This is a genomic window from Bacillus sp. TH25, assembly GCF_016650935.1.
GTDB classification, from domain to species: domain Bacteria; phylum Bacillota; class Bacilli; order Bacillales; family Bacillaceae_G; genus Bacillus_A; species Bacillus_A mycoides.
This window is the reverse complement of the sequence record NZ_JAEKEU010000039.1, coordinates 870,631-892,747: the sequence shown is the minus strand read 5'-3', so window position 1 is coordinate 892,747 and position 22,117 is coordinate 870,631. Positions and strand designations below refer to the sequence as shown.

23 protein-coding genes are annotated in these 22,117 nt (G+C 36.2%); 5 read left to right on the top strand and 18 right to left on the bottom strand.

Annotation, left to right across the window (positions count from 1 at the left end):
• Window positions 1–10: 10 nt before the first annotated feature.
• Complete coding sequence (locus JFT89_RS28635; RefSeq protein WP_016096203.1) at window positions 11–511, bottom strand: YceD family protein; 501 nt, start codon at window positions 509–511, stop codon at window positions 11–13.
• A 153-nt stretch (window positions 512–664) separates the two neighbouring features.
• On the opposite strand from JFT89_RS28635, the gene JFT89_RS28630 reads away from it, so the two are divergent.
• The gene (locus tag JFT89_RS28630; RefSeq protein WP_195743301.1) at window positions 665–1,906 is read left to right on the top strand and encodes a nucleotidyltransferase; all 1,242 of its coding nucleotides are present in this window, start codon (window positions 665–667) and stop codon (window positions 1,904–1,906) included.
• A gap of 26 nt (window positions 1,907–1,932) precedes the next feature.
• Here JFT89_RS28630 and JFT89_RS28625 read toward each other — a convergent pair whose 3' ends face one another.
• On the bottom strand, window positions 1,933–2,958 hold the full coding sequence (locus JFT89_RS28625; RefSeq protein WP_002088283.1) for a SepM family pheromone-processing serine protease: 1,026 nt from the start codon (window positions 2,956–2,958) through the stop codon (window positions 1,933–1,935).
• A complete protein-coding gene (locus tag JFT89_RS28620) occupies window positions 2,951–3,742 on the bottom strand; it encodes a patatin-like phospholipase family protein (RefSeq protein ID WP_016096200.1) in 792 nt (263 codons plus the stop codon). The genes JFT89_RS28625 and JFT89_RS28620 overlap by 8 nt, the downstream gene beginning before the upstream one ends.
• Window positions 3,743–3,854: 112 nt before the next feature.
• Between JFT89_RS28620 and ylbJ the strand changes: the two genes are divergently transcribed.
• The gene (ylbJ, locus tag JFT89_RS28615; protein ID WP_016096199.1) at window positions 3,855–5,084 is read left to right on the top strand and encodes a sporulation integral membrane protein YlbJ; all 1,230 of its coding nucleotides are present in this window, start codon (window positions 3,855–3,857) and stop codon (window positions 5,082–5,084) included.
• Here ylbJ and coaD read toward each other — a convergent pair.
• Together coaD and rsmD are read right to left on the bottom strand one after the other, a co-directional pair.
• The gene (coaD, locus tag JFT89_RS28610) at window positions 5,076–5,567 is read right to left on the bottom strand and encodes a pantetheine-phosphate adenylyltransferase (protein ID WP_002142952.1); all 492 of its coding nucleotides are present in this window, start codon (window positions 5,565–5,567) and stop codon (window positions 5,076–5,078) included. The genes ylbJ and coaD overlap by 9 nt on opposite strands.
• On the bottom strand, window positions 5,564–6,130 hold the full coding sequence (gene rsmD / locus JFT89_RS28605) for a 16S rRNA (guanine(966)-N(2))-methyltransferase RsmD (RefSeq protein ID WP_016096198.1): 567 nt from the start codon (window positions 6,128–6,130) through the stop codon (window positions 5,564–5,566). The genes coaD and rsmD overlap by 4 nt, the downstream gene beginning before the upstream one ends.
• A gap of 528 nt (window positions 6,131–6,658) precedes the next feature.
• On the opposite strand from rsmD, the gene JFT89_RS28600 reads away from it, so the two are divergent.
• A complete protein-coding gene (locus JFT89_RS28600; RefSeq protein WP_002014762.1) occupies window positions 6,659–7,048 on the top strand; it encodes a DUF7147 family protein in 390 nt (129 codons plus the stop codon).
• A gap of 56 nt (window positions 7,049–7,104) precedes the next feature.
• On the opposite strand, the gene JFT89_RS28595 is transcribed toward JFT89_RS28600, so the two are convergent.
• From JFT89_RS28595 to JFT89_RS28570, 6 genes are all read right to left on the bottom strand, one after another.
• Entirely contained in the window at window positions 7,105–7,371 is a 267-nt protein-coding gene (locus tag JFT89_RS28595; RefSeq protein ID WP_002088292.1) for a YlbG family protein, read from the bottom strand.
• Window positions 7,372–7,498: 127 nt separating this feature from the next.
• Window positions 7,499–7,951: a YlbF/YmcA family competence regulator gene (locus JFT89_RS28590; RefSeq protein WP_016096197.1), complete on the bottom strand. Its 453-nt coding sequence runs from the start codon at window positions 7,949–7,951 to the stop codon at window positions 7,499–7,501.
• Window positions 7,952–8,067: 116 nt separating this feature from the next.
• Complete coding sequence (locus JFT89_RS28585) at window positions 8,068–8,640, bottom strand: histidine phosphatase family protein (protein WP_002014767.1); 573 nt, start codon at window positions 8,638–8,640, stop codon at window positions 8,068–8,070.
• A gap of 77 nt (window positions 8,641–8,717) precedes the next feature.
• Window positions 8,718–8,963 carry a YlbE-like family protein gene (locus JFT89_RS28580; protein WP_002014770.1) on the bottom strand — a complete coding sequence of 82 codons (246 nt, stop codon included), beginning with the start codon at window positions 8,961–8,963 and terminating at the stop codon, window positions 8,718–8,720.
• An 11-nt stretch (window positions 8,964–8,974) separates the two neighbouring features.
• Window positions 8,975–9,412, bottom strand: coding sequence for a YlbD family protein (ylbD, locus tag JFT89_RS28575; RefSeq protein WP_002088296.1), 438 nt, complete (start codon window positions 9,410–9,412; stop codon window positions 8,975–8,977).
• Between the two features lie 173 nt (window positions 9,413–9,585).
• Window positions 9,586–10,620, bottom strand: a complete 1,035-nt coding sequence (locus JFT89_RS28570) for a CAP domain-containing protein (protein WP_016096196.1) — start codon at window positions 10,618–10,620, stop codon at window positions 9,586–9,588.
• Between the two features lie 208 nt (window positions 10,621–10,828).
• Here JFT89_RS28570 and JFT89_RS28565 point away from each other — a divergent pair, with 208 nt between their 5' ends.
• Window positions 10,829–11,194 (top strand): YugN family protein, encoded by a 366-nt coding sequence (locus tag JFT89_RS28565; protein ID WP_002066906.1) that lies wholly within the window; start codon window positions 10,829–10,831, stop codon window positions 11,192–11,194.
• A 36-nt stretch (window positions 11,195–11,230) separates the two neighbouring features.
• On the opposite strand, the gene ctaG is transcribed toward JFT89_RS28565, so the two are convergent.
• From ctaG to cyoE, 6 genes are all read right to left on the bottom strand, one after another.
• The gene (gene ctaG / locus JFT89_RS28560; RefSeq protein ID WP_002121958.1) at window positions 11,231–12,136 is read right to left on the bottom strand and encodes a cytochrome c oxidase assembly factor CtaG; all 906 of its coding nucleotides are present in this window, start codon (window positions 12,134–12,136) and stop codon (window positions 11,231–11,233) included.
• A gap of 81 nt (window positions 12,137–12,217) precedes the next feature.
• Window positions 12,218–12,550, bottom strand: coding sequence for a cytochrome c oxidase subunit IVB (gene ctaF, locus JFT89_RS28555; protein ID WP_002014776.1), 333 nt, complete (start codon window positions 12,548–12,550; stop codon window positions 12,218–12,220).
• A gap of 3 nt (window positions 12,551–12,553) precedes the next feature.
• On the bottom strand, window positions 12,554–13,177 hold the full coding sequence (ctaE, locus tag JFT89_RS28550) for a cytochrome c oxidase subunit III (RefSeq protein WP_000557861.1): 624 nt from the start codon (window positions 13,175–13,177) through the stop codon (window positions 12,554–12,556).
• A complete protein-coding gene (gene ctaD, locus JFT89_RS28545; RefSeq protein WP_002014777.1) occupies window positions 13,177–15,012 on the bottom strand; it encodes a cytochrome c oxidase subunit I in 1,836 nt (611 codons plus the stop codon). Before ctaD ends, ctaE begins: the two co-directional genes overlap by 1 nt.
• A gap of 60 nt (window positions 15,013–15,072) precedes the next feature.
• The gene (coxB, locus tag JFT89_RS28540) at window positions 15,073–16,122 is read right to left on the bottom strand and encodes a cytochrome c oxidase subunit II (RefSeq protein WP_002088304.1); all 1,050 of its coding nucleotides are present in this window, start codon (window positions 16,120–16,122) and stop codon (window positions 15,073–15,075) included.
• 93 nt (window positions 16,123–16,215) lie between these two features.
• On the bottom strand, window positions 16,216–17,139 hold the full coding sequence (gene cyoE / locus JFT89_RS28535) for a heme o synthase (protein WP_002066903.1): 924 nt from the start codon (window positions 17,137–17,139) through the stop codon (window positions 16,216–16,218).
• 497 nt (window positions 17,140–17,636) lie between these two features.
• Here cyoE and ctaA point away from each other — a divergent pair, with 497 nt between their 5' ends.
• Window positions 17,637–18,572, top strand: coding sequence for a heme A synthase (gene ctaA, locus JFT89_RS28530; RefSeq protein ID WP_002014781.1), 936 nt, complete (start codon window positions 17,637–17,639; stop codon window positions 18,570–18,572).
• Window positions 18,573–18,658: 86 nt separating this feature from the next.
• Here ctaA and pyc read toward each other — a convergent pair whose 3' ends face one another.
• Window positions 18,659–22,105: a pyruvate carboxylase gene (pyc, locus tag JFT89_RS28525; RefSeq protein WP_016096194.1), complete on the bottom strand. Its 3,447-nt coding sequence runs from the start codon at window positions 22,103–22,105 to the stop codon at window positions 18,659–18,661.
• Window positions 22,106–22,117: the final 12 nt, after the last annotated feature.

Genomic DNA, 22,117 nt, shown 5'->3' with positions numbered 1-22,117 from the left:
AGTCTTCCGATTATTTGTCAAAAAACTTTGCAAGTCCTGCTAATCGTGGATCAACAGTCTTTTCTTTGTTTTCTTCCGAAATCACTTGCCAGTCTTGACCTTGCATCGGCGCTCCACCAGAAACATCATCACTGAAAATTTGCATTGGAATCTCCAAAAGTATATTTTCCTTGATTACGGGCAGTAAGTCAAGTACTTCTCCTTCTAAACAATGAATTTCAGCTTCTGTTTCAAATTCTTCTTCCGAAGTTTGGAACACCTCAGTTGTTTTAATGTCAAATGGTAATGTCACATCTACTAAAGAGCGAGAACATGGTAAAACCATGCTTCCAGTTATATGTAGATGAAACGTAAACTTACCGGAGCCAAAATCAACTCTTCCTGTTACATGAGCAGGATTAATTTCACGAATATCTTTCTCGATCTCTTTTAGCTCACTTACATCTACCATTTCATTTAATGTCAATCCTTTATTTCTCAATTTATTCAATTGATGGATGGACCATTTCATATCATATCACCTCAAGGCAACAAACAAAATTATAGCTAGCCATTTTATATTTGTCAATGTTTTTTCTTTACACTATAATGAAGTCATCATAGGAAATAATATATAGACTATCACGTTTTCCAAAAAGATGCTACATCGAAAGGAGAGATTACCATAAAATCCAGTGGTATTGTTGTTGAATATAACCCTTTTCATAACGGTCATGCTTATCATGTGCAACAAACAAAAAAGTTAACACAGTCTGATATTATTATCGCCGTTATGAGTGGTCCTTTTTTGCAGCGTGGTGAGCCCGCACTCATCTCCAAATGGTATCGTACCAAAATGGCCTTAACAAACGGCGTAGACCTCGTTGTAGAGCTTCCATATGCATTCGCAACACAAAAGGCCGAAACTTTCGCAAATGGCGCAATTTCGATTTTAAACGCCCTTGGTGTTTCTGAAATTTGTTTCGGTAGTGAAGATGGACAAACTGAAAATTTCTACAATACCATCGCTATACAAAAAAATGAAGAAGAGACTTTTAATCATCTTGTGAAGCAATTTATGAATGCAGGTAATAGTTATGCAAAAGCTACATCTGAAGCCTTTCTACACATCTTACCACCCGAAAAAAACGTAGATATGTCACAACCAAATAACATTTTAGGCTTACAGTACATTAAAGCAATTCTCTTACAAAACAGTTCGATGCAAGCACAAACTATAAAAAGATTCGCCTCTCATTATCATGATGAAACATTTCACGATCAACATATTGCAAGTGCAACAAGTATTCGCAAACAGCTCTTTAATGAAAACAGTTCCTCTACAACTATTGAGCCTTTTATCCCGAAAATGACTGCTTCTCTTTTAGAAAACTACAAGCAAAACTACGGGACGTTACATAACTGGGAAAAATACTTTTCATTTTTTAAATACAAACTTATGACGATGTCTTCAGAGGACTTACAACATATATATGAAATGGAAGAAGGTTTAGAGCATCGTATTTTATCAAAAATACAAAACAGTTCATCTTTCTATTCATTCATGGAGGCATTAAAAACAAAACGTTATACATGGACTAGATTGCAAAGAGCTTGTACACATATTTTAACAAATACAACGAAGGAAGAAATACACAAAGCAAATATAGAGCAACATGCGCCGTATATCCGTCTTCTCGGAATGTCACAAAAAGGACAAACTTATCTTTCTAGAAATAAGAAAAAAATAGAACTCCCAATCCTTACTCATACAAAAACATTCGAACATCCAACTTTAGACATAGAACGAAAATCAAATGCTGTATATTTCTCCATAATGCAAGAACCTTTGCGGACACAACTGCTAAAACAAGACGCAACGCATCATCCAATTCGTTATGATGAAATAACGAAAAAATTCCTATAAGAAAAACCTCTCTTCTTCAGAGAGGTTCACTTTGTTTTACCCATTTTTTCCAAATACGTTAATGCATCATCCAGTGTGTCCACCGGTACAATTTTCATCTTCGTTTTAATATCTTTCGCAGCTTCAAGAGCATCTTTATAATTCGATTTCTCTACACCTTTTTCATTTGGCGCAAAAAACACTTCAGCTCCCGCATCACTAGCAGCTACTACTTTTTGCTGAATACCACCAATTGGACCAATTTCTCCTTTATCATTGATTGTACCTGTTCCAGCTATTTCATGTCCGTTTGTTAAATCTTCTTCAACGAGCTGATTATAAATTTCTAGTGTAAACATTAACCCCGCTGATGGACCGCCTATTTCATGGGAATCAATTTTCACTTTCGGATCTACTACTAACTCTCTTTCCGTAACGATAGAGACTCCTATACCGACGCGTCCATTCCCATTAGGGATCGTCTTTACATTTAAATTTTCTTTAAACTGTTTTCCGCCCCGCTTGTATTCAATATTTACTGTGTCCCCTTCTTTTTTCCCTGTCATATACTCAATAAATTGTTCCGTCTTGTCGAATATTTTTCCATCGACAGCTATAATAACATCTCCAAGCTTAAGCTTTCCCTCTGACGGCATACCCTTTGCTACACCAGCAACTAGTACACCTTTATTTTCAAAAGAAACAGAGCGATTTGCACGTTTATAAGCATTATAGATTGCTGCATTTTGCGAGTCTTTCATTGCATAATTTTGGCGAAATTGATATTCTTCATCACTCTCGCCTTTTTGCAATATTTCTTCCGCCTTCGAAACGTGTGTATATTTATTAAATTGCGCGGCTATTAAGTTCACCACATTAGCAGGTCCCATTGAGACAGTGACAAGCATGAAATCACCAGACTCTTTAGTTCCACCATCAACTTGCACGTACGGCGCTAATTTCGCGGCCATACCTGGTTTTGTCACATAATACGGCAAGCGCACATAAACAAGTAGCATCGCCAATATAACCCCTATTAAAATTGCATATATAAACCGAAAACGCTTAAACATTATGTTTCTCCTTCCACTGCTCAATTAGTAAATAAATGTTTGAAATATGTTGTTCCGCTTCCACTTCTCCGACCCTAATAATGTCTTCAATATGTGTAAAAGCACGCGAACTAAATTGTTCCACTGCTGGCCGCATCATTAAATCTGATGCTATTTGCCGATTCATCACAAGTTCATGTTGCATAATTTCAATACTTTGCATAATTACATCATAAATCGATGTAACCTCTCCATTCACCTTAATTGGAGATACATCAACAGCAATAACAATATCAGCACCTAAATCTTTTACAACCGATACGGGAATACGGTCAATTACCCCTCCATCCACTAATAAGCGGCCATCTATTTTTTCTGGAACAAACACCCCTGGTACAGATATACTAGCTCGAACCGCCTCCGCAATCGGACCACTTGTAAAAACAACTTTCTCCCCCTTCAAAATGTCAGTAGCCACAACAGCTGTCGGGATATCTAACTCTTCTAAATTTTTATTATATGTAAACATTTTAATCATATCTTTAATACGTTTTCCAGCAATAAATCCCATTTTAGGAACTGTAAAATCCAAATAATATTTCCTTTTGAAAACAGCTGCCAATTTATACAGTCTTTCAACGTTACAACTCGCTGCATAAAATGTACCAATTAATGCCCCTATACTACTACCTGCTATCATGTGAATAGGGATGCCAGCTTCCCTCAACACTTTTATTACCCCTATGTGAGCAAAACCTTTTGCACCTCCGGATCCAAGCGCTAAACCGATTTTTGGTTCCTTCATTTTTCTCACCCTTTAATTTTTTTCATTCCTTTTTCATACTTATGGTCTAAATTCACCACATATCCACGTATACTGAAATGAACGTTTTTGGGACAAAGGGGGATTTTCTTACATGTACGAAAAATGGAAAACTGCTTTTCTTACCATATCAATGTTGTTTTTAACCTTTTCTCTTGTACTTCACCCCCAAGATGCTTTGCAAGCTTCAATTCGCGGGTTAAATATATGGTGGGAAGTTGTATTCCCTTCACTACTACCGTTTTTCATCATTGCGGAACTTCTAATCAGTATTGGTATTGTAAAATTTATCGGTGTTATATTAGAACCACTAATGCGTCCACTGTTTCGTGTTCCAGGGGTAGGCGGATTTGTTTGGGCAATGGGAATGGCTTCAGGATTCCCCGCTGGCGCCAAATTAAGCGCTAGACTACGCAAGAGCAATCAACTAACACAAATTGAAGCGGAACGACTCGTATCTTTCACAAATTCTTCTAATCCACTTTTTATTTTCGGAGCGGTTTCTATTGGTTTTTTCAATAATCCGAAATTAGGACTCGTATTAGCAGCAGCACATTATATAAGTAACTTTATCGTCGGATTACTTATGCGCTTTTATGGTAATAACGATACTTACATAAAAGACAAACATACGAATCAAAAGCGTGCCTTTCAAAACCCTTTTTCCATCCTCCACCAAACACGTATGCAAGAAAAAAGACCAATCGGAAAACTACTCGGTGACGCCATCGTTTCTTCTATTCAAACATTGCTCATGATTGGTGGGTTTATTATTTTATTCTCTGTTTTAAATAAAATGATTACTGTTTTCGAAATTACAGAAGCGCTTTCTTTTATTATGCAACATATTTTATCATTCTTCCAACTTACATCCCAATTTAGTATTCCGATATTATCCGGTATTTTTGAAATGACGCTTGGAAGCCAAATGATTAGTCAAATTAATGAATCAACACTTCTTCAACAAGCGATGGTAACAAGCTTCATTTTAGCATTTAGCGGTCTTTCTATTCAGGCACAAGTAGCAAGCATATTAGCGGAGACAGATATCCGCTTTAAACCATATTTTTTAGCTCGAATTATCCAAAGTATTCTCGCTCCTATTTTCACTTTTATATTTTGGGGACCATTTTATGAAAAAGTTCATTCTTTCTCGCCTACGCAAGAAGATCTTCCCGTATTTTTATTGAATCATTCTTATACACTAACTGATATTTGGACATCATTTATACACTACGGACCAATCTTCACCTTATTTTGTTTATATTTATATGTCATCTTATTGTTTTTACGCATTTATAAAGAAAAACCCCGTTCACTTTAACGGGGTTTTAAACTTTTCTTTTAAAGCACGCTCTACAATCGGAGGAACAAGGTCTACTACACTCCCACCATATCTCGCAACTTCTTTCACAATACTTGAACTTAAAAATGAATATTGATTATTTGTCATAATGAAGAAGGTTTCGATACTTTCGTCTAGTTTTCGATTCATTGAAGTAATTTGCATCTCATATTCAAAATCAGAAACTGCTCGTAAACCACGTAATATTGCATTTGCATTACGCATTTTTGCATATTCCACCAATAATCCACTATGTGAATCAACTTTTACATTCGGAATATCCTTTGTCGCCTCTCGAATTAACTCTAGGCGTTCTTCTACCGAAAAAAATGGTTTTTTTGATGAATTGTTTAAAACAACTACATATACTTCATCAAATACTTTTGCTCCCCTTTTAATAATATCCAAATGTCCAAGGGTAATTGGATCAAAACTCCCTGAAGAAATAGCTATACTTGTCATTCTGTCCCCTCACCTTCATACTTATAAATCGAAATTGCTGTAATCCCGTAGTTTTCTGCTCGTACTTTTACAAGTGCTCCTATAGAATCAGGTAAAACCACGTCATCCCCGTGCTCTGCCATAATGATTCCATCTTTATTTAACAATCCATGTTGATCCATTACACTAACTAAAGACACAATTTTTTGAGCTTTATATGGAGGGTCTATTAGTATAAGGTCGAATGATATTTCACGCTTTATAAGCGCCTTTACCGCACGCTCTGCATCATTTCGGTACACTTCAGCTTGTTCTTGTAGTCTACAGCTTTCTAAATTTTGATGAATGACTTTTATCGCTTTACTATCTCGGTCAACAAAAATCGCTTTATCAATCCCTCTACTTATGGCCTCAATTCCAAGACCGCCGCTACCACCAAATAAATCAAGAGCGATACCACCATCATAATAAGGACCTATCATATTAAAAATAGATTCTTTCACTTTATCTGTCGTTGGACGCGTTGTATTACCAGGTACCGCTTTAAGTGGGTGCCCTTTACATTTTCCTGAAACTACTCTCATCTGTTGTCACTACCTTTATTTCAATCTATAGAGCGATTACAGCAAATTCATTTCAATTCGGTAACCGCTACCGATTCATACTATTTCATACATTTTTTCATTAATCTGTTATTTAACTAATTGAAAACCTCAGTTAAAATAATCGCTCGCTATTTCTTTCATATCCATTTCACTATTTGCAAGCAACAACCCTCTATGTACATCAGTTCCACTTTACCTTTTTTATCCTATCATAAAATAAAAAAAGAAAAATAAAAAGCCTAACATAAATTTTAATTTCATTATGTATATCTTCATTTTAGATTGGACATAAATAAATATAACAACATCATTTCCGATGTTGTTGCCAACCGCGGAGAAGACTTACGTTTCCCCATAAGTTCTTCCTCCGGTTTCTCCTCTCCCTTTGCCTTCTTACTAGTAGTACATACTAGTATTAGAAGGGCCCTGCTTTGCAGGGTTTTTTTATTTGTCTACTTTTCATTTAAAAAGTGAGGTGGTACAGTAAAAGAAAGAGGAGGAAAAAATATGATTCAACGCTTTATAGAACTCGGAGAAGGCTACTCTGACTTATATGAATTACTTGAAATTGCCAAAACAAACCAAGAACGTGTAACACATATGTTACAATTCGAAACTGTAAAAAACGAAAAAAAAGTGTGTTCACTTGTTGTAATACTAAAACCGACAACTACTGGTGATTTCCAACCATTATACATATGTCGTGAAGGCATTCCTGTACTTGAAAATAAAAAAAGTAAACGTGTCGTTTTGTTTGAAGAAATGGCGGAACAAATAGGGAAAAAAGTTACTCCCTTTACTGTAAAACCATCAACAACTTTCCCTGAAAAAGAACTATTTTTTAATCATCTAATTGGTATTTTACGAATGAACAATTTCATTCCTCCAATGAAATAACACGTTATTTCAAGTAAAAAAAATCCCCTGCTAAATTTAGCAGGGGATTTTTTTACTTAGCTATAATCGTATTCTTTTGCCCGATCAGGACGCGAATTTTCGAATTCCGTTTTTAAAAATGGGCGATACGACTGTTCTACTTTTTTTACAAAAGGAAGTTTATTCAATTTTTGCATCATATGCTCAATTTGTTCCATATCACAATATACAACGGCATATTTCAAACGTTTTGATATGTAATGAATGTTACCATATTTCCTTAAAATCTTGGCATGTTTCAATGAATGTAAATAAACAATCATACTTTGTCGTTGCCCGAACATAATCTTCTCCATCTTCTCCTTTTAAAAACTTATATTCTTATATTTTATGAAAACCAATCAAAAATTTATGACATTAAAGGACAAACTCTGTATACGTTTTCTTCTATATTCTAAAAAACAGGGTAAATTACCCTGTTTTTTTACAACCACAACCGCCTCCGGTACCACAACCACCGCCACAGCCACCCGCATCAAAAAACGGATTTCCTGTTGGAACTTTAACGGAAGAAGACACCTCAGAACCAATTGCTACACTAACTTCATCTAATAACTTCTGTAAAGCAGTTTCTGCTCTTTTAAAGGCTGCAACCTTATCATGCATATCTACAGAACGCTTTAATTCCCTCATTTTCGTCGAAACGAAAGTATAATCAGGATGATATTTACCAAAACGTTGCACTTCTTCGTATCGCTCTTTCATCGCTGTAAATTGCTGAATTAGCGTCTGGACTTCTATATCTTCTTGTAAATCCTTATAATACTTACGGTAATCTTCTGCTATATCTGAACAGATGATCGCTTTTGCAAGCTGCTCTGCCTTATCTAAAATCAATACGCTTTCCAGCGTCGCTACAATCATGAGAGACACCTCCGAGTATTCATCATAACACATTTGGAACAGAACTACTAATTGAAGTGTCTCACCTAAAAGAAAGATATGATTCTAATTACTTTTCATACAATCTCCTTGCACTCTTATACACTAATATGCTCCGCAATATTATATTTAAGAACATCCCATTTCCCGCTATTCTCTTTCACGTAGCTAATACATGCGTTTTTTAACGGCGTTTTAAATGTAATTTCATTTGGTGCAATTGCGTGTAAAATAGCTTTTATTGCATGTGAATGCGCAACAATGATAATACGTTTATCTCCATGTGCTGCTGCAACCTGTTGTAAAGCCGTAAAACAGCGCTCTACAATTTCTTCATCCTGCTCCATTCCTTCTACATTACCTTCTGTAATTAACTCTCTAACGGCCGCAACTGGTTTCCCAGAAGCTTCCCCAAAATTACGTTCCATAAATCGCTCATCTAATAAAATAGATGGTAATCCAATAGCCCCAGCAATTTCCTTAGCTGTTTCTTGCGCTCTAATTAACGGGCTACTTATAATTATATCCCACGATTCCGCTTGCAAGGCAGCTGCACTTTGACTCGCTTGCTTCTTCCCAACTTCATTGAGTGGAATATCTTCGCGCCCTTGAATAATCTCTTGAAAGTTCCAATCAGTTTGTCCATGTCGTACTAAACAAATTTCCGTCATGCTGCAACTCCTTTTTTAAATAATCCGATTCTATTGTAACAAAAGTTTTGCATAACGGACATAGTTTTCCCTTCCAATTACGTCGTATTTTGCTGCTTCATATACTGGAACATATCAATCATAATTGAAGCCACGGCCAATTGATTTTGAAATTTTTCCACTTTATCTGGTATCGTTTTTTTGAAATGCTGCATGGCAGCTAACTCAAAAGCTTCTTTTTCTTCTGGGTTACGCGTCAATTTCCGGTACCAGTATGGCTGTTCCCGAATATAGCGAGCTAAATCCTCATCAGCTTTTATAAACTCCATAAGCTCTGCTCTCATTCTCTTTCCCCCTAATCCTTTTGAAAGAAAAAAGGATTATTTTCAGAAGTACTTTGTTCTTGCTGCGCACGGTTTCCTTGAAATTGTTGAATAACTTGTTGCACGCTACCAATCGCACTCGTTACATTTGCTAAATGATGTTGCATTTGTTCTACGTCTAGCTTTTTAAAGAAAGAAAGCATTTGCCCCATCACATCAGCAGTTTTTTCCTCTTCTGTTCGATTTTCTTTTTCTTCTTTATTTTCTTTTACCGAAGAAAAAGCAGGTGCTCCATCAGGTCTATATGCTGTCCATATTTGATCTTCTTCACCAAGTAAGTACCATTCTTCATAAAATTGCTGCCAAGTTTTTTGACCACTTCTAACCTCATGAACCATTTTAGGGTGATGGTTTACAAACTCTTTAAACTGTTGAACCGATGGATGTAACGGCCCTTTTGTTGTTGGCATAATCCTCACCTCTTCATGTATATCTACTATATTGTAAGAAAAAAAAGGCACATGGTTCGCCTATTTTTAGACGATTCATGCACCTTTTTATCTTCCTATTTGTGGACAGTTAAAGCCCGATTGGTGAAGACTAATAATCAATGAAGGATGCCCCGACTGATTAAAGTTTCATTTTATTTTCGGATAAAGTTTTGAGTATAAAATTTATCATATACCCCAACACCTAATCCAGTAAATTGTTCATTTAATAAATTCTTTCTATGACCCTCACTATTTAACCAACCCTGTACCGCCGCAATTCCATCACTATGTTGCGCCGCTATATTCTCACCAGCAAGTTGAAAAGCCACTTGCCCACGTTGCAAGCGATCTCCTAACGTACCAAAAGTAGGTGAATCGTGTGAAAAATAATTATTATCCTTCATATCTTTACTATGGCCAAATGCAACATCTGCAGTTTGTTGATCCAATGTTAACAACGGTAATTGATGACGACTCCGAATAATATTTGTTAAATCGAGAATTTGTTGCATATTTCCATTTTCTACTTGCTTCATTTTTTCTGGCGTCAGCGGCTGTTCCGCTATTAATTCACCTGAATAAACAAGTTGATATGGTCTTTGTCGTAATAACGTTTCATCATCCATATAACGAAGACCAACAAGCTCATGTGTAAAGTGATCAAAGTATAATTGTGCCCATCCATCTTCTACAGGTACTAGCGGTTGTTCCATTACTTCCGTATCAGATAACTCAAATTGATAACTATTCTTTCCTCTTTTTAATGAAATCTCATGTGAAAGTGGATCCTTTTTATATACCTCTTCATACTTTTCATTTATATAATAGGGAGCCACCTTAACTTGCTCACCAGCAACATACGCCGTTACAACTTTACGTTCAGCAACTCCAAATTGAACATACTGAGCTAAATCTTGATTATACACCCACCATTCATATCCATAAGCAGACGGCTCTATTCGAGATGGTTCGCCCCACTTCGCTAATAAATTCTCAGAGTCCCCGCCAATCATATTTAAAACAGTGTCTGTGGATTCTTCATTTACTTGCTTCTTCTTTTTCACAATTTTATTTTCTTGCTTAGAGTGAGATGGGGTTAATATATATTGTGACACGAGTAACTTCCCGTATAAATCAACAGCTAAAATTAAAAATGTAATCATTACGATACGCAATAATTTCTTCAAACGATATACCTCCTGAACAAAGCATAAAATCGAGATATACACAAATCCTTTTATTTCCTTTTTTTGTGTGTACCGTACTCTTTTCACTATATCATATTTTCACGAAAAAAGTCTGGATTATCCCTTTTCTCGCAATACGAATTGCACTTTCTTATTATTCGTACTATTATAAAAATAATGAACTAACATTAAAATAAGGAGGTATTCTATGCAATTTACAAATACAAACTTTAATGATGCAGTCGTTGATCTAACTCTTTTAACTGAGATTATGGAAAACAATCATTTTGTACTTGCCGGACAATGGGATTACGAACGCGTTACATATGATTATAAATTTGAAATATTAAAGGATATTTATTATTTACGTGTACAAGGATTTGCTGTTGAAGGTGACATCGGCGGCAGACACGCTCAAGTAAAACTATTGCCACCCTTATTAGGAAAACATTATTATCCTCATGGCGTTGAATATGGCGATGATGAGATTTTTCCAACGAATGTACTTCAAAAAAGCGAACAACTCCTACAAAATATCGAAAAAGAGTTAAAAGAATTTCAAATTATTGAATAACAAAAAAACTAGCGCATTAACACGATGCGCTAGTTTTTATTTCGTCTGCAAATAAGGAGGTAACTCTTGCAGCTGCTCTTTATCCTTTTCACGCTCTCTACGTGCCCATTTAAAGAACACATAACCGATAATCGTACCGTACACTATTTCCTGGACAATTTTCATAATAATACCACCTGTTTGCTGGTCTTGTACTACCGGCATCCAATGTAAAAATTCTGGTCCAGTTATATTTAAATCTGATAAAGTACCCGCCGGTACACAGAGTTCCATTGCCTTCATCCAAGCGGCCGGATCTGTATATGTTGCAAATAATGGTGCAGTCGCAAAAATTATTAACGCACAAGCCGGCGTTAATAAAATACCATTAGCAAACATGTAACCAAGCTTCTTAATATCACTTAAAGTTTGATATTCTGGCAGTGGATTTAACATCGGCCACCACATCATCATTGCTGCAAAAAACAATATAGCAAGGCAAATAGGATGCGCTATTTGACTTTGTTTTACTGCATCAAAAACAATTGGCAAATGATAAAAGGAAAACAGGCCATTAAATACAAACAACGCAATAAGCGGCTTAGCAAAAAACTTTATCACAATTTGAACGAACTTAAAAGAAGTAATATAACGATATAACCAAACAGGTATACCAAGCAGTAATAACGGAGGCACCGCAATATACATTACTGCCATCTCAAACATATGTGCACTAAATATGATATGACCAATTAAATCAATAGGTCCTCCCTTTACAAAATACAAAAGAACAATCCCGGTCGTAAAATAAAAAATTTGCTTCTTACTTACCTTCGTCGCATTTTCAAATCGCGTTCTATACGGTCCAATAATTAAAAAATAACTAATAAGAATCGAGATCATAAATAATAAAAAAATTGGACTCCATAAAGCTTGAAAACCAAATACCCATAAGTTTTCCATTTCCACACCTACCTTTTCAAAATTCTTATATTTCATATAAAAAGAGGGCTTTGATATATCAGAGCCCCCTACTATCACTGTTTAAATCCACACAATTGTCATAAAGGCTAATATTGTTAATAAACCAATTAACAATCCAGAGTACAAGAAGAAACTCGCCGCTTCATGCCCTTTATGACTCATATGCATGAAATAATATAACTGAAATATAACTTGAATGACTGCTAACAATAATATAAATGGAACCGAAAAAATCGGGCTAAATGTTTTCGGATATGCCACCGCTGCAAATGCAACTAATGTTAAAAAAATCATTAGTGAAAATGTAACAACTTGGTGCTTCATTTCCTCTGCACTTTTTCTCTTCCGATAAACAAGATCCACCTTAGGATTATTCGTTTGCTTAACCGCCATTGTTTATCCCACCATTCCCATCAAATATACTACAGTGAAAATAAACACCCAAACTACGTCAATAAAGTGCCAATAAATTGATGCAACATAAAACTTTGGTGCGTTGTATAAATTTAAGCCTCTCTTCGCGTTTCTAAAGATTAATGTTAAAATCCAACATAATCCAAACAACACGTGGAGCCCGTGTGTACCAACAAGAGCATAAAATGCAGAACCAAACGCACTACTTCTCATAGTATGCTTAAATTCATGCGTATAATGATAAAACTCATATATTTCAAACCCCAAAAATCCTAAGCCAAGCAACACTGTTACAAGTAACCAAAGTTGCATTTTCTTAAAGTTAAAATTTTTCATATGATACATTGCGTATACACTCGTTAAACTACTTGTTAACAAAAGCATCGTCATAATGAAAACGAGTGGCATTTGAAACATTTCTTGAGATGTTGGTCCACCATTTGTAGAGTTCTTTAACGCTAAATATGTGCCAAATAAGGAAGCGAACAACACTGTTTCGCCTCCAAGAAATAACCAAAAACCAACAAACTTATTTTTCCCCTCAAGGGTTGCTTTTTCAGGCTCTGCTGGAAATGTTTCATTCGTTAATTTCTCATCTACATGCATTACGCCTTGCCCCCCTTATCATCTAAATCTTCCTTATGAATATGATATCCATGATCATCAATTACTGAACGAAGGAACATTGTACCAAACGTAATGATTAAACCGATAATCGCTACTAATAACCAAAATTTATCTTTGCCACCCTGCATATACATCGCACCGAATGCTGCTATGAATAAGCCTAGAGAAATGATAAATGGTGAAAATGAAGCATTTGGCATATGAATATCACCAACTGGTTCCGCTGCTGTCATCTCTTTATTACCTTCACGTTTTTCAATCCAAAACGGATCTAACCCGCGAACAAATGGCAATTGTTTAAAATTGTATTCCGGTGTAGGTGCTGGCATTGTCCATTCTAATGTACGTCCATCCCATGGATCACGGCCAGCCTTCTCTTTTGATACCGTTGTTTTTATTACATTGAATAAAAGAACAATCGTTCCAAGAGCCATAAACACAGCTCCGATAGAACTAATCATATTCCCCATTTCCAACCCTTGGCCCTCAAGATATGTGTAGTAACGACGCGGCATACCGATTAGACCTAGGAAATGCTGAATAAAGAACGTTAAATGGAAACCGATAAAGAATAACCAAAATGTTATCTTACCTAATGTTTCATTTAATACTTTATTAAACATAAGTGGCCAATAATAATGCGCACCTGCAAGTAAACCAAATACAACACCACCAACAATTACATAATGAAAGTGTGCTACTACGAAATAATTATCATGAAACTGATAATCAGCTGGTGCAGAAGCAAGCATAACACCTGTAACTCCACCCATAACGAAGGATGGAATAAAAGCTACCGCCCACATCATTGGTGTTGTAAACCTAATACTTCCACCCCACATTGTAAAGAGCCAGTTAAATATTTTAATACCCGTTGGAACTGCAATCGCCATTGTTGCAACCGAGAAGATAGCATTTGCAACAGGCCCAAGACCAACAGTAAACATATGATGCGCCCATACCATAAATCCTAAAAACCCTATTAATACTGTCGCGAACACCATAGAGGAATAACCGAATAATCGTTTTTTCGAAAATGTGGCGAAGATTTCTGAGAATATTCCGAAAGCTGGGAGTATAAGAATGTATACTTCCGGATGACCGAAGATCCAGAATAAATGCTCCCATATAATCGTGTTCCCACCTAGTGCCGGATTAAAGAAACTTGTGCCAAATAAACGATCTAACATTAAAAGTCCTAATCCTACAGTTAATGGTGGAAATGCAAATAAAATAAGTGAAGATGTTACAAATGTTGTCCATGTAAACATCGGCATGCGCATGTACGTCATCCCTGGCGCGCGCATATTAATAATTGTAACAAGGAAGTTAATACCTCCAATTAATGTACCAATACCTGATATTTGCAAGCCGAGTACATAAAAATCAACACCATGTCCTTTAGAGGCTAAAGCTAAAGATGCATACGATGTCCACCCTGCATCAGGCGCTCCTCCTAAAAACCAACTTAAATTTAAAAATAATCCACCAAAGAAAAATAACCAAAATCCGAGCGAATTCAAAAACGGGAACGCCACATCACGTGCTCCAATTTGAAGTGGTACAGCGGCGTTCATAAATGCAAACACGAGTGGCATAGCTGCGAGGAAAATCATTGTTGTACCGTGCATCGTTAATACTTGATTATAAGCATCCCCAACAAGAAAAGCATTGTTAGGAATCGCTAACTGCAGGCGAATAAATAGTGCTTCTATTCCACCTATTACAAAAAACAATCCACCTGCAATTAAATAGAGAATGGCAATCTTTTTATGGTCTACTGTCGTTAAATAATCCCATATGACAGCACCCATCCCCTGTTTTTTTGCTACAGAACTCACGTTTTCAACCTCCCCTTCGCAAATGATCCCTCTTTATTTTTCAATCTTTAACGTTTGTAAATATGCATTTAATGCATTAATTTGATCATCCGTTAAGTTGCCATATTTACCAGTCATTTTATTACCTGGTTTCATATTTTCAGGATCTTTGAGCCATTTTTTTAAGTTCTCTTCATTATTTTCGGCAATACCAGCAACCATATCGCGATCTGCGAAGTTTGCTAAGTTCGGTGCGATACGAGCAGAAGGTGGTCTACTATCATTTGATCCAACTGCATGACAACCAATACAGCTTTTATTAAATATTTCTTGACCCTCTTGCGCCTTTGTAGAAGCTACTTCTTTTTTTCCATCAATCTTCTTCATGTCAGCAAGCCACTTTTTGTACTCGCTTTCATCCAGAGCTTTCACTTTGAACTGCATTAAAGAATGTGATGGGCCACAAAATTCTGTACAAAAACCATTATAAGTGCCCGATTTATCTGCCTTTAACCACATTTTGTTTACATTATCTGTATTTGTATCCATTTTCCCAGCTAAAGATGGAACCCAAAACGAATGTTTAATATCGGCACCCTTCAAATTCAAATACACTTTCTTACCTGTGGGGATAACTAAATCTTGAGAAGTTACTATTTTTTCTGATTTATAAGAAAATTCCCACCAATAAAGATTCGCTGTTACATCAACAACGATAGTATCTTTATCAATATTCTTTTTCTCCATCGCACTTACATCAGCAAGCTTGAATGTATATGTAACAGTCGGAACAGCCAAGATTAACAAAAGAATAATCGGAATGACTGTCCATATAATTTCTAGTTTGTGATTTCCTTCAACTTGCTCTGGAATATAATCTTCCTCACCCTTTTTTTGTCGGAAACGCACAATTACATATAAGAAAATAATAGTAACTACAAGTACTACTCCTACCATGATTGCACTCGCTAGCAAGAGCAAATCATATTGCATTTTTGCTACTTCCCCTTGCGGAATTAAAGTAGACTGAAAAGCTTTACCGCATCCCCCTAACAGTAAAGCCAGCAGTGAAACGAACGAAAGCAGTCGCCACTGTTTCTTCATACAAACAACCCCCACTTTCTTTGTGAATTAGATTGTACTTTATAGTTAAGTAAAGTAAATCTCAACGTAAAGAAATCCAATTATGTCGTTGTCTTAGAAGAATGTAACTACAATCATTGACACAAATAAGATTGTTAAGTAATTCAGGGAATAAACAAACATTTTTACGGACCATTTGATGTCATCTTGCTTACGGAAGCCATAAAGCCCTAATGCGATCCATCCGATGTTAAGCAATGTTGCAATTACCATGAATGTTATTCCAAGCCCACTCATATAAAATGGTAGTGGTAATAAACATACTGTCCAAATCATAATCTGACGTTTCGTAATATCAAATCCCTGTACAACAGGAAGCATTGGGATTCCTGCATTTCGATATTCATCAACACGCTTCATCGCTAATGCGAGGAAATGTGGGATTTGCCAAATAAACATAATTAAAAATAACATCCAAGCAATTGGATGATTTAAAGACGGATCAATTGCCGCCCATCCAATTAAAGGTGGAACTGCTCCTGATATACTACCTACAACAGTATTTAACGTATATTTTCTCTTCGTCCATAACGTATATAAAACAACATATGTGAAGGCACCAATAAATGAGATTAACACTGCCATCGGTGTAGTAAGTAATAAAAATGCAAAGCCAAGAAGTAAAATTACAAGTCCAAATGCAAGTGCAAAGCCAGGTTTATATTTACCTGTTACCGTTGGACGGTTTTTTGTTCTTTCCATTAATGGATCGATATCTCGGTCAATGTAGTTATTTAAACAACATACCCCTGCCATAATTAATGCCGAACCAACGATTGTGAAAAATAACTTATCTAGATTGTCCATAACACTCAATCCATTAAAATGTAAAGCCAACCAAAATCCTGTAAATACAGTAAGTGTATTTGAGTTTACAATCCCCATTTTAACGAGCGCTGATAAATCTTGTAACCGAGTTGTTTCCGGTACAATTGAAACAGCTGACTCATCATGCAGCTCACTTGTTGCATGGTTCATCACTTTAACCCCCTCTTAAACCTATCATCTTTCTAAGCATATATTTCATGTGAAATATTTCGCTTCTATATAGCAATATTATTACAGTAGAAATATTGTTAACCCATTCTACTACTAATCTACGCCCATACTCCAATATATTAAATCACATTTCCCGAACATTTTGTGAAGAAAACATGAACTTTTTGTGTCGAACATTAAAAAACTTTATTCTAATTTATCCTTATCATAACATGATGTTATCTTCTATAATAAACTATTTTGTCATATTTAGCATGTATTCTCCCCATTTCTTTTCAAAATAGCCTGAATTCCTCCTAAAATATGTATTTTAAATCCCATTTTTTTCTTTATAATACGTACGTTGTCCTCGCCCTCCATTTCTTTGCTATTTTATTATTTTTTATATATCATAGGACTGTAGCACGTTTTATTCTATACATAATGGAATGAAAATATTTCGCAATAACTTCATAGCAGAAAGATGGTGAAAGAGATTGCAACGCTTTATTAAATGGTTAGCAGTCATTACAAGTCTCGATTTATTAGTAGTTTTACTAGGAGGCGCTTTAGTTACAAAAACGGGTTCAGGCCAAGGATGCGGCAAATCATGGCCTCTTTGTAACGGTGAATTTGTTCCATCTAATTTATCAATGGAGACTATTATTGAGCTAAGTCACCGCTTAACATCTGGATCAGCAGGAATCCTTGTTACTCTTCTTTGTATCTTGTCCTGGAAATATTATAAACATGTGCGCGAAACAAAGACGTTAGCAATTTTATCCTTCGTATTTTTAGTTGCACAAGCATTAATGGGGGCGGCGGCGGTTGTTTGGGGTCAAATGCCTGCTGTATTAGCTATTCATTTCGGTATTTCCTTAATTTCATTTGCTTCTGTCATCTTGTTAACGTGTCTTATTTTTGAAATTGATCAGAAATTTGATGCACGTTCACTTATTATGGACAAAAAAATGAAATTTCATATTTATGGTGTAACAATTTACAGTTATATCGTTGTCTACACAGGAGCTTTAGTACGTCACGAACGAGCTACATTAGCCTGTCCAGACTTCCCTTTATGTAGCAAAAATAGACCTATGCCAACTCAACTACATGAGTGGGTTCAAATGGGACATAGAGTTGCAGCGATGTTAATTTTCGCTTGGATACTATATGCGATGATTATCGCTATTCGCCATTACAAGCAGCAGCGTGTAGTATACTGGGGATGGATTATTTCATTTATCCTTGTTACACTTCAAGCTATAGTAGGGATTTTAGTCGTATTTACAAATGCTAGTTTAGCAATGGCATTATTACATTCGCTCTTCATTTCTTGCCTGTTTGCTGTACTATGCTATTTAGTTATGATAGGTACAAGAAGTACAGTCAATGCAAAAGAAACTGAATCAACTTCTAAGCAAACAAAATAAAGTAAAACTTTAATACCTTGCCAATTCGGCAAGGTATTATTTACACACAAAAAAGAGCTGCTTTCGCACAGCTCTTTTTCTTTATTTTAATGATCTAATTCAATGAGTAAATCTCCCGTTTGAATTGCATCCCCATCATTTACATATACTTTTTTCACTTTACCACTAAATGGCGCTTGAACCGTCGTTTCCATTTTCATAGCTTCTGTAATTGCCATGGAATCACCTTTTTTTACTTCATCGCCTTCTTTTACAACTACTTTAATAACAGTTCCCGGCATCGTTGCGCTAATATGATTTGGATTTTCACGATTCCCCTTCACACGCTGTGCAACAGTTGATTTCACGCTTTCATCTTTCACTACGATTTCACGCGGTTGTCCATTAAACTCCAGGTAAAGCACACGATTTCCATCTGGCTGTGGCTCCCCAATGGAAACTAGTTTAACCATCAATGTTTTACCTTGCTCGATTTCCACATCAATTTCTTCACCAAGTCTCATACCATAGAAGAATGTCGGTGTATCAAGCACAGATACATTTCCATAAATCCCAGCAACTTTTTCGTAGTCCATAAATACTTTTGGATACAATGCATATGCGACTACATCAAAAATTGTTACTTCGCGTCCAAGTTTGTGGAATAACTCTTCTTTTAAAGCATCGAAATCTACTGGTTCTAATAATTCACCCGGTCTTACTGTTAATGGCTCTTTCCCTTTTAAAATAATTTTTTGTAATTCTTTCGGGAAACCACCATATGGTTGTCCTAAATCTCCAGAGAACATTTCAACAACAGATCCTGGGAAGTCCATAGCATGTCCACGTTCTAAAATATCTTGTTCTGTTAGGTGATTTTGAACCATAAATAATGCCATATCACCTACAACTTTAGATGATGGTGTTACTTTTACAATATCGCCAAACATATCATTAACACGGCGATACATCACTTTAACTTCATCAAAGCGATCTCCTAAGCCAACCGCTTTTGCTTGTTGTTGAAGATTACTATACTGTCCACCCGGCATTTCATGCATATATACCTCTGTGTGAGGAGCATTCATACCACTTTCAAATGGAGCATAGTATTTTCGTACATCTTCCCAATAATGAGATAGTTTTTCTAATGAGTCTATATTAACATCTGGTTGTCTTTCGTTTCCACCTAACGCATAGTATAGTGTATTCGCACTTGGTTGTGACGTTTGACCAGCCATTGAACTCACCGCTACATCGACAATATCAACACCTGCTTCAATTGCCTTCGTATACGTTAAAATACCATTTCCGCTCGTATCGTGTGTATGCAGGTGAATTGGAATCGACACCGTCTCTTTTAGTGCTGAAACTAAATCATATGCTGCGTTTGGCTTTAATAAGCCCGCCATATCTTTAATTCCTAAAATATGAGCTCCTGATGCTTCCAACTCTTTTGCTAAGTTTTTATAATAATTTAAATCGTATTTACTACGTAACGGGTCATGAATATCTCCTGTGTAACACATTGTCGCTTCTGCAATTTTACCAGTATCTCGTACAGCATCAATTGCAACTCTCATGCCTTCTACCCAGTTTAAGCTATCAAAAATACGGAACACATCAATTCCAGCTTGAGCAGAACATTCCACAAATTTTTGAATTAAATTATCTGGATAGTTTTTGTAACCTACTGCGTTTGAAGAGCGAAGTAACATTTGGAATAAAACGTTTGGCATTTTTTCACGAAGATCTAGTAATCGTTCCCATGGATCTTCTTTCAAGAAACGATACGCAACATCAAACGTTGCACCGCCCCACATTTCCGCTGAGAATAAGTTTGGTAACATTCTCGCTGTCGGCTCTGCAATGTGATGTAAATCTTTTGTACGAACACGAGTTGCAAGTAATGACTGATGTGCATCACGGAATGTTGTATCAGTTAAAAGTACACGCTTTTGATCTTGTACCCACTTTACTAATCCATCCGCTCCACGCTCATCCAAAATTTGTTTCGTTCCATTTTGCATTGGCTCTGAGTGTATCACATTTGGTATACGAGCATCTGGGAAAATTGGTTTCTCTTTTTTCCCTACTCCTGGGAAACCATTTACTGTTACTGTACCAATATAATTTAACATTTTTGTTCCGCGGTCTTTACGTTTCGGGAACAAGAATAGTTCAGGTGACGCGTCAATAAATGAAGTGTCATATTCTCCTGATAAGAAGTTTTTATGTTTTACTACATTCTCTAGGAATGGAATATTTGTTTTAATACCACGAATACGGAATTCTTTTAAGTTACGTTCCATTTTTGCAGCGGCTTGTTCAAAAGTAAGTGCCCAAGTAGTAACTTTTACAAGTAAAGAATCGTAGTATGGTGTAATAACTGCACCTTGGAAACTATTACCTGTATCAAGACGAACACCAAAACCACCGCCTGATCGGTACGCCATAATCTTTCCTGTATCCGGCATAAAGTTATTAAGTGGGTCTTCTGTCGTTACACGAGATTGGATTGCAAATCCATGCACAACCACTTCCTCTTGCTTAGGAACACCTACCATTTTGCTATGTAATGCATGTCCATCAGCTATTAAAATTTGCGATTGAACGATATCCACTCCTGTAATCATCTCTGTAATCGTATGTTCAACTTGAACACGTGGGTTTACTTCAATGAAGTAAAACTCATCACCTTTTACAAGGAATTCTACCGTTCCAGCATTTAAATAATTTACATTTTTCGTTAACTTTACTGCAGCATCACAAATACGCTGACGCAAATCATCTGAAAGCGACACGCTCGGTGCAATTTCAACTACTTTTTGATGGCGTCGTTGTACAGAGCAATCACGCTCATACAAATGAACAACATTACCTTCTTCATCTGCTAAAATTTGTACTTCTATATGTTTAGGTTTTTCAACGAATTTTTCAACGTACACTTCATCATTACCAAAGGCTGCTTTTGCTTCTGATTTCGCGCGATTATACGATTCTCTTAATTCTTCACTAGCACGTACAATACGCATACCGCGACCGCCGCCACCAAGGGATGCTTTAATAATAATCGGGTAATCATACTTTTCAGCAAATTCTCCAACTTCTTCTATTGAATTTACTGGACCATCACTACCAGGAATAATTGGAATTTGTGCTAGCTGCGCTTGTGTTCTTGCTTTAACTTTATCTCCAAACATGTCTAAATGCTTACTTTTTGGACCGATAAAGATAATCCCTTCTTCTTCACAACGTTTTGCAAATTGAATATTTTCTGACAAGAAACCATATCCAGGGTGGATTGCATCTACATGATTACTTTTCGCAATCTCAATAATGCCTTCAATATCTAGATAAGCATCAATTGGCTTTTTCCCTTCCCCAACTAAATAGGACTCATCGGCTTTATAGCGATGATAAGAACCGCTATCCTCTTTAGAATAGATTGCAACTGTGTTTAATCCAAGTTCTGAACATGCTCGGAACACACGAATTGCTATCTCTCCACGGTTAGCTACCAATACTTTTTGAATACGTTGCAGCTTTGTCATGATTTTCCCCCT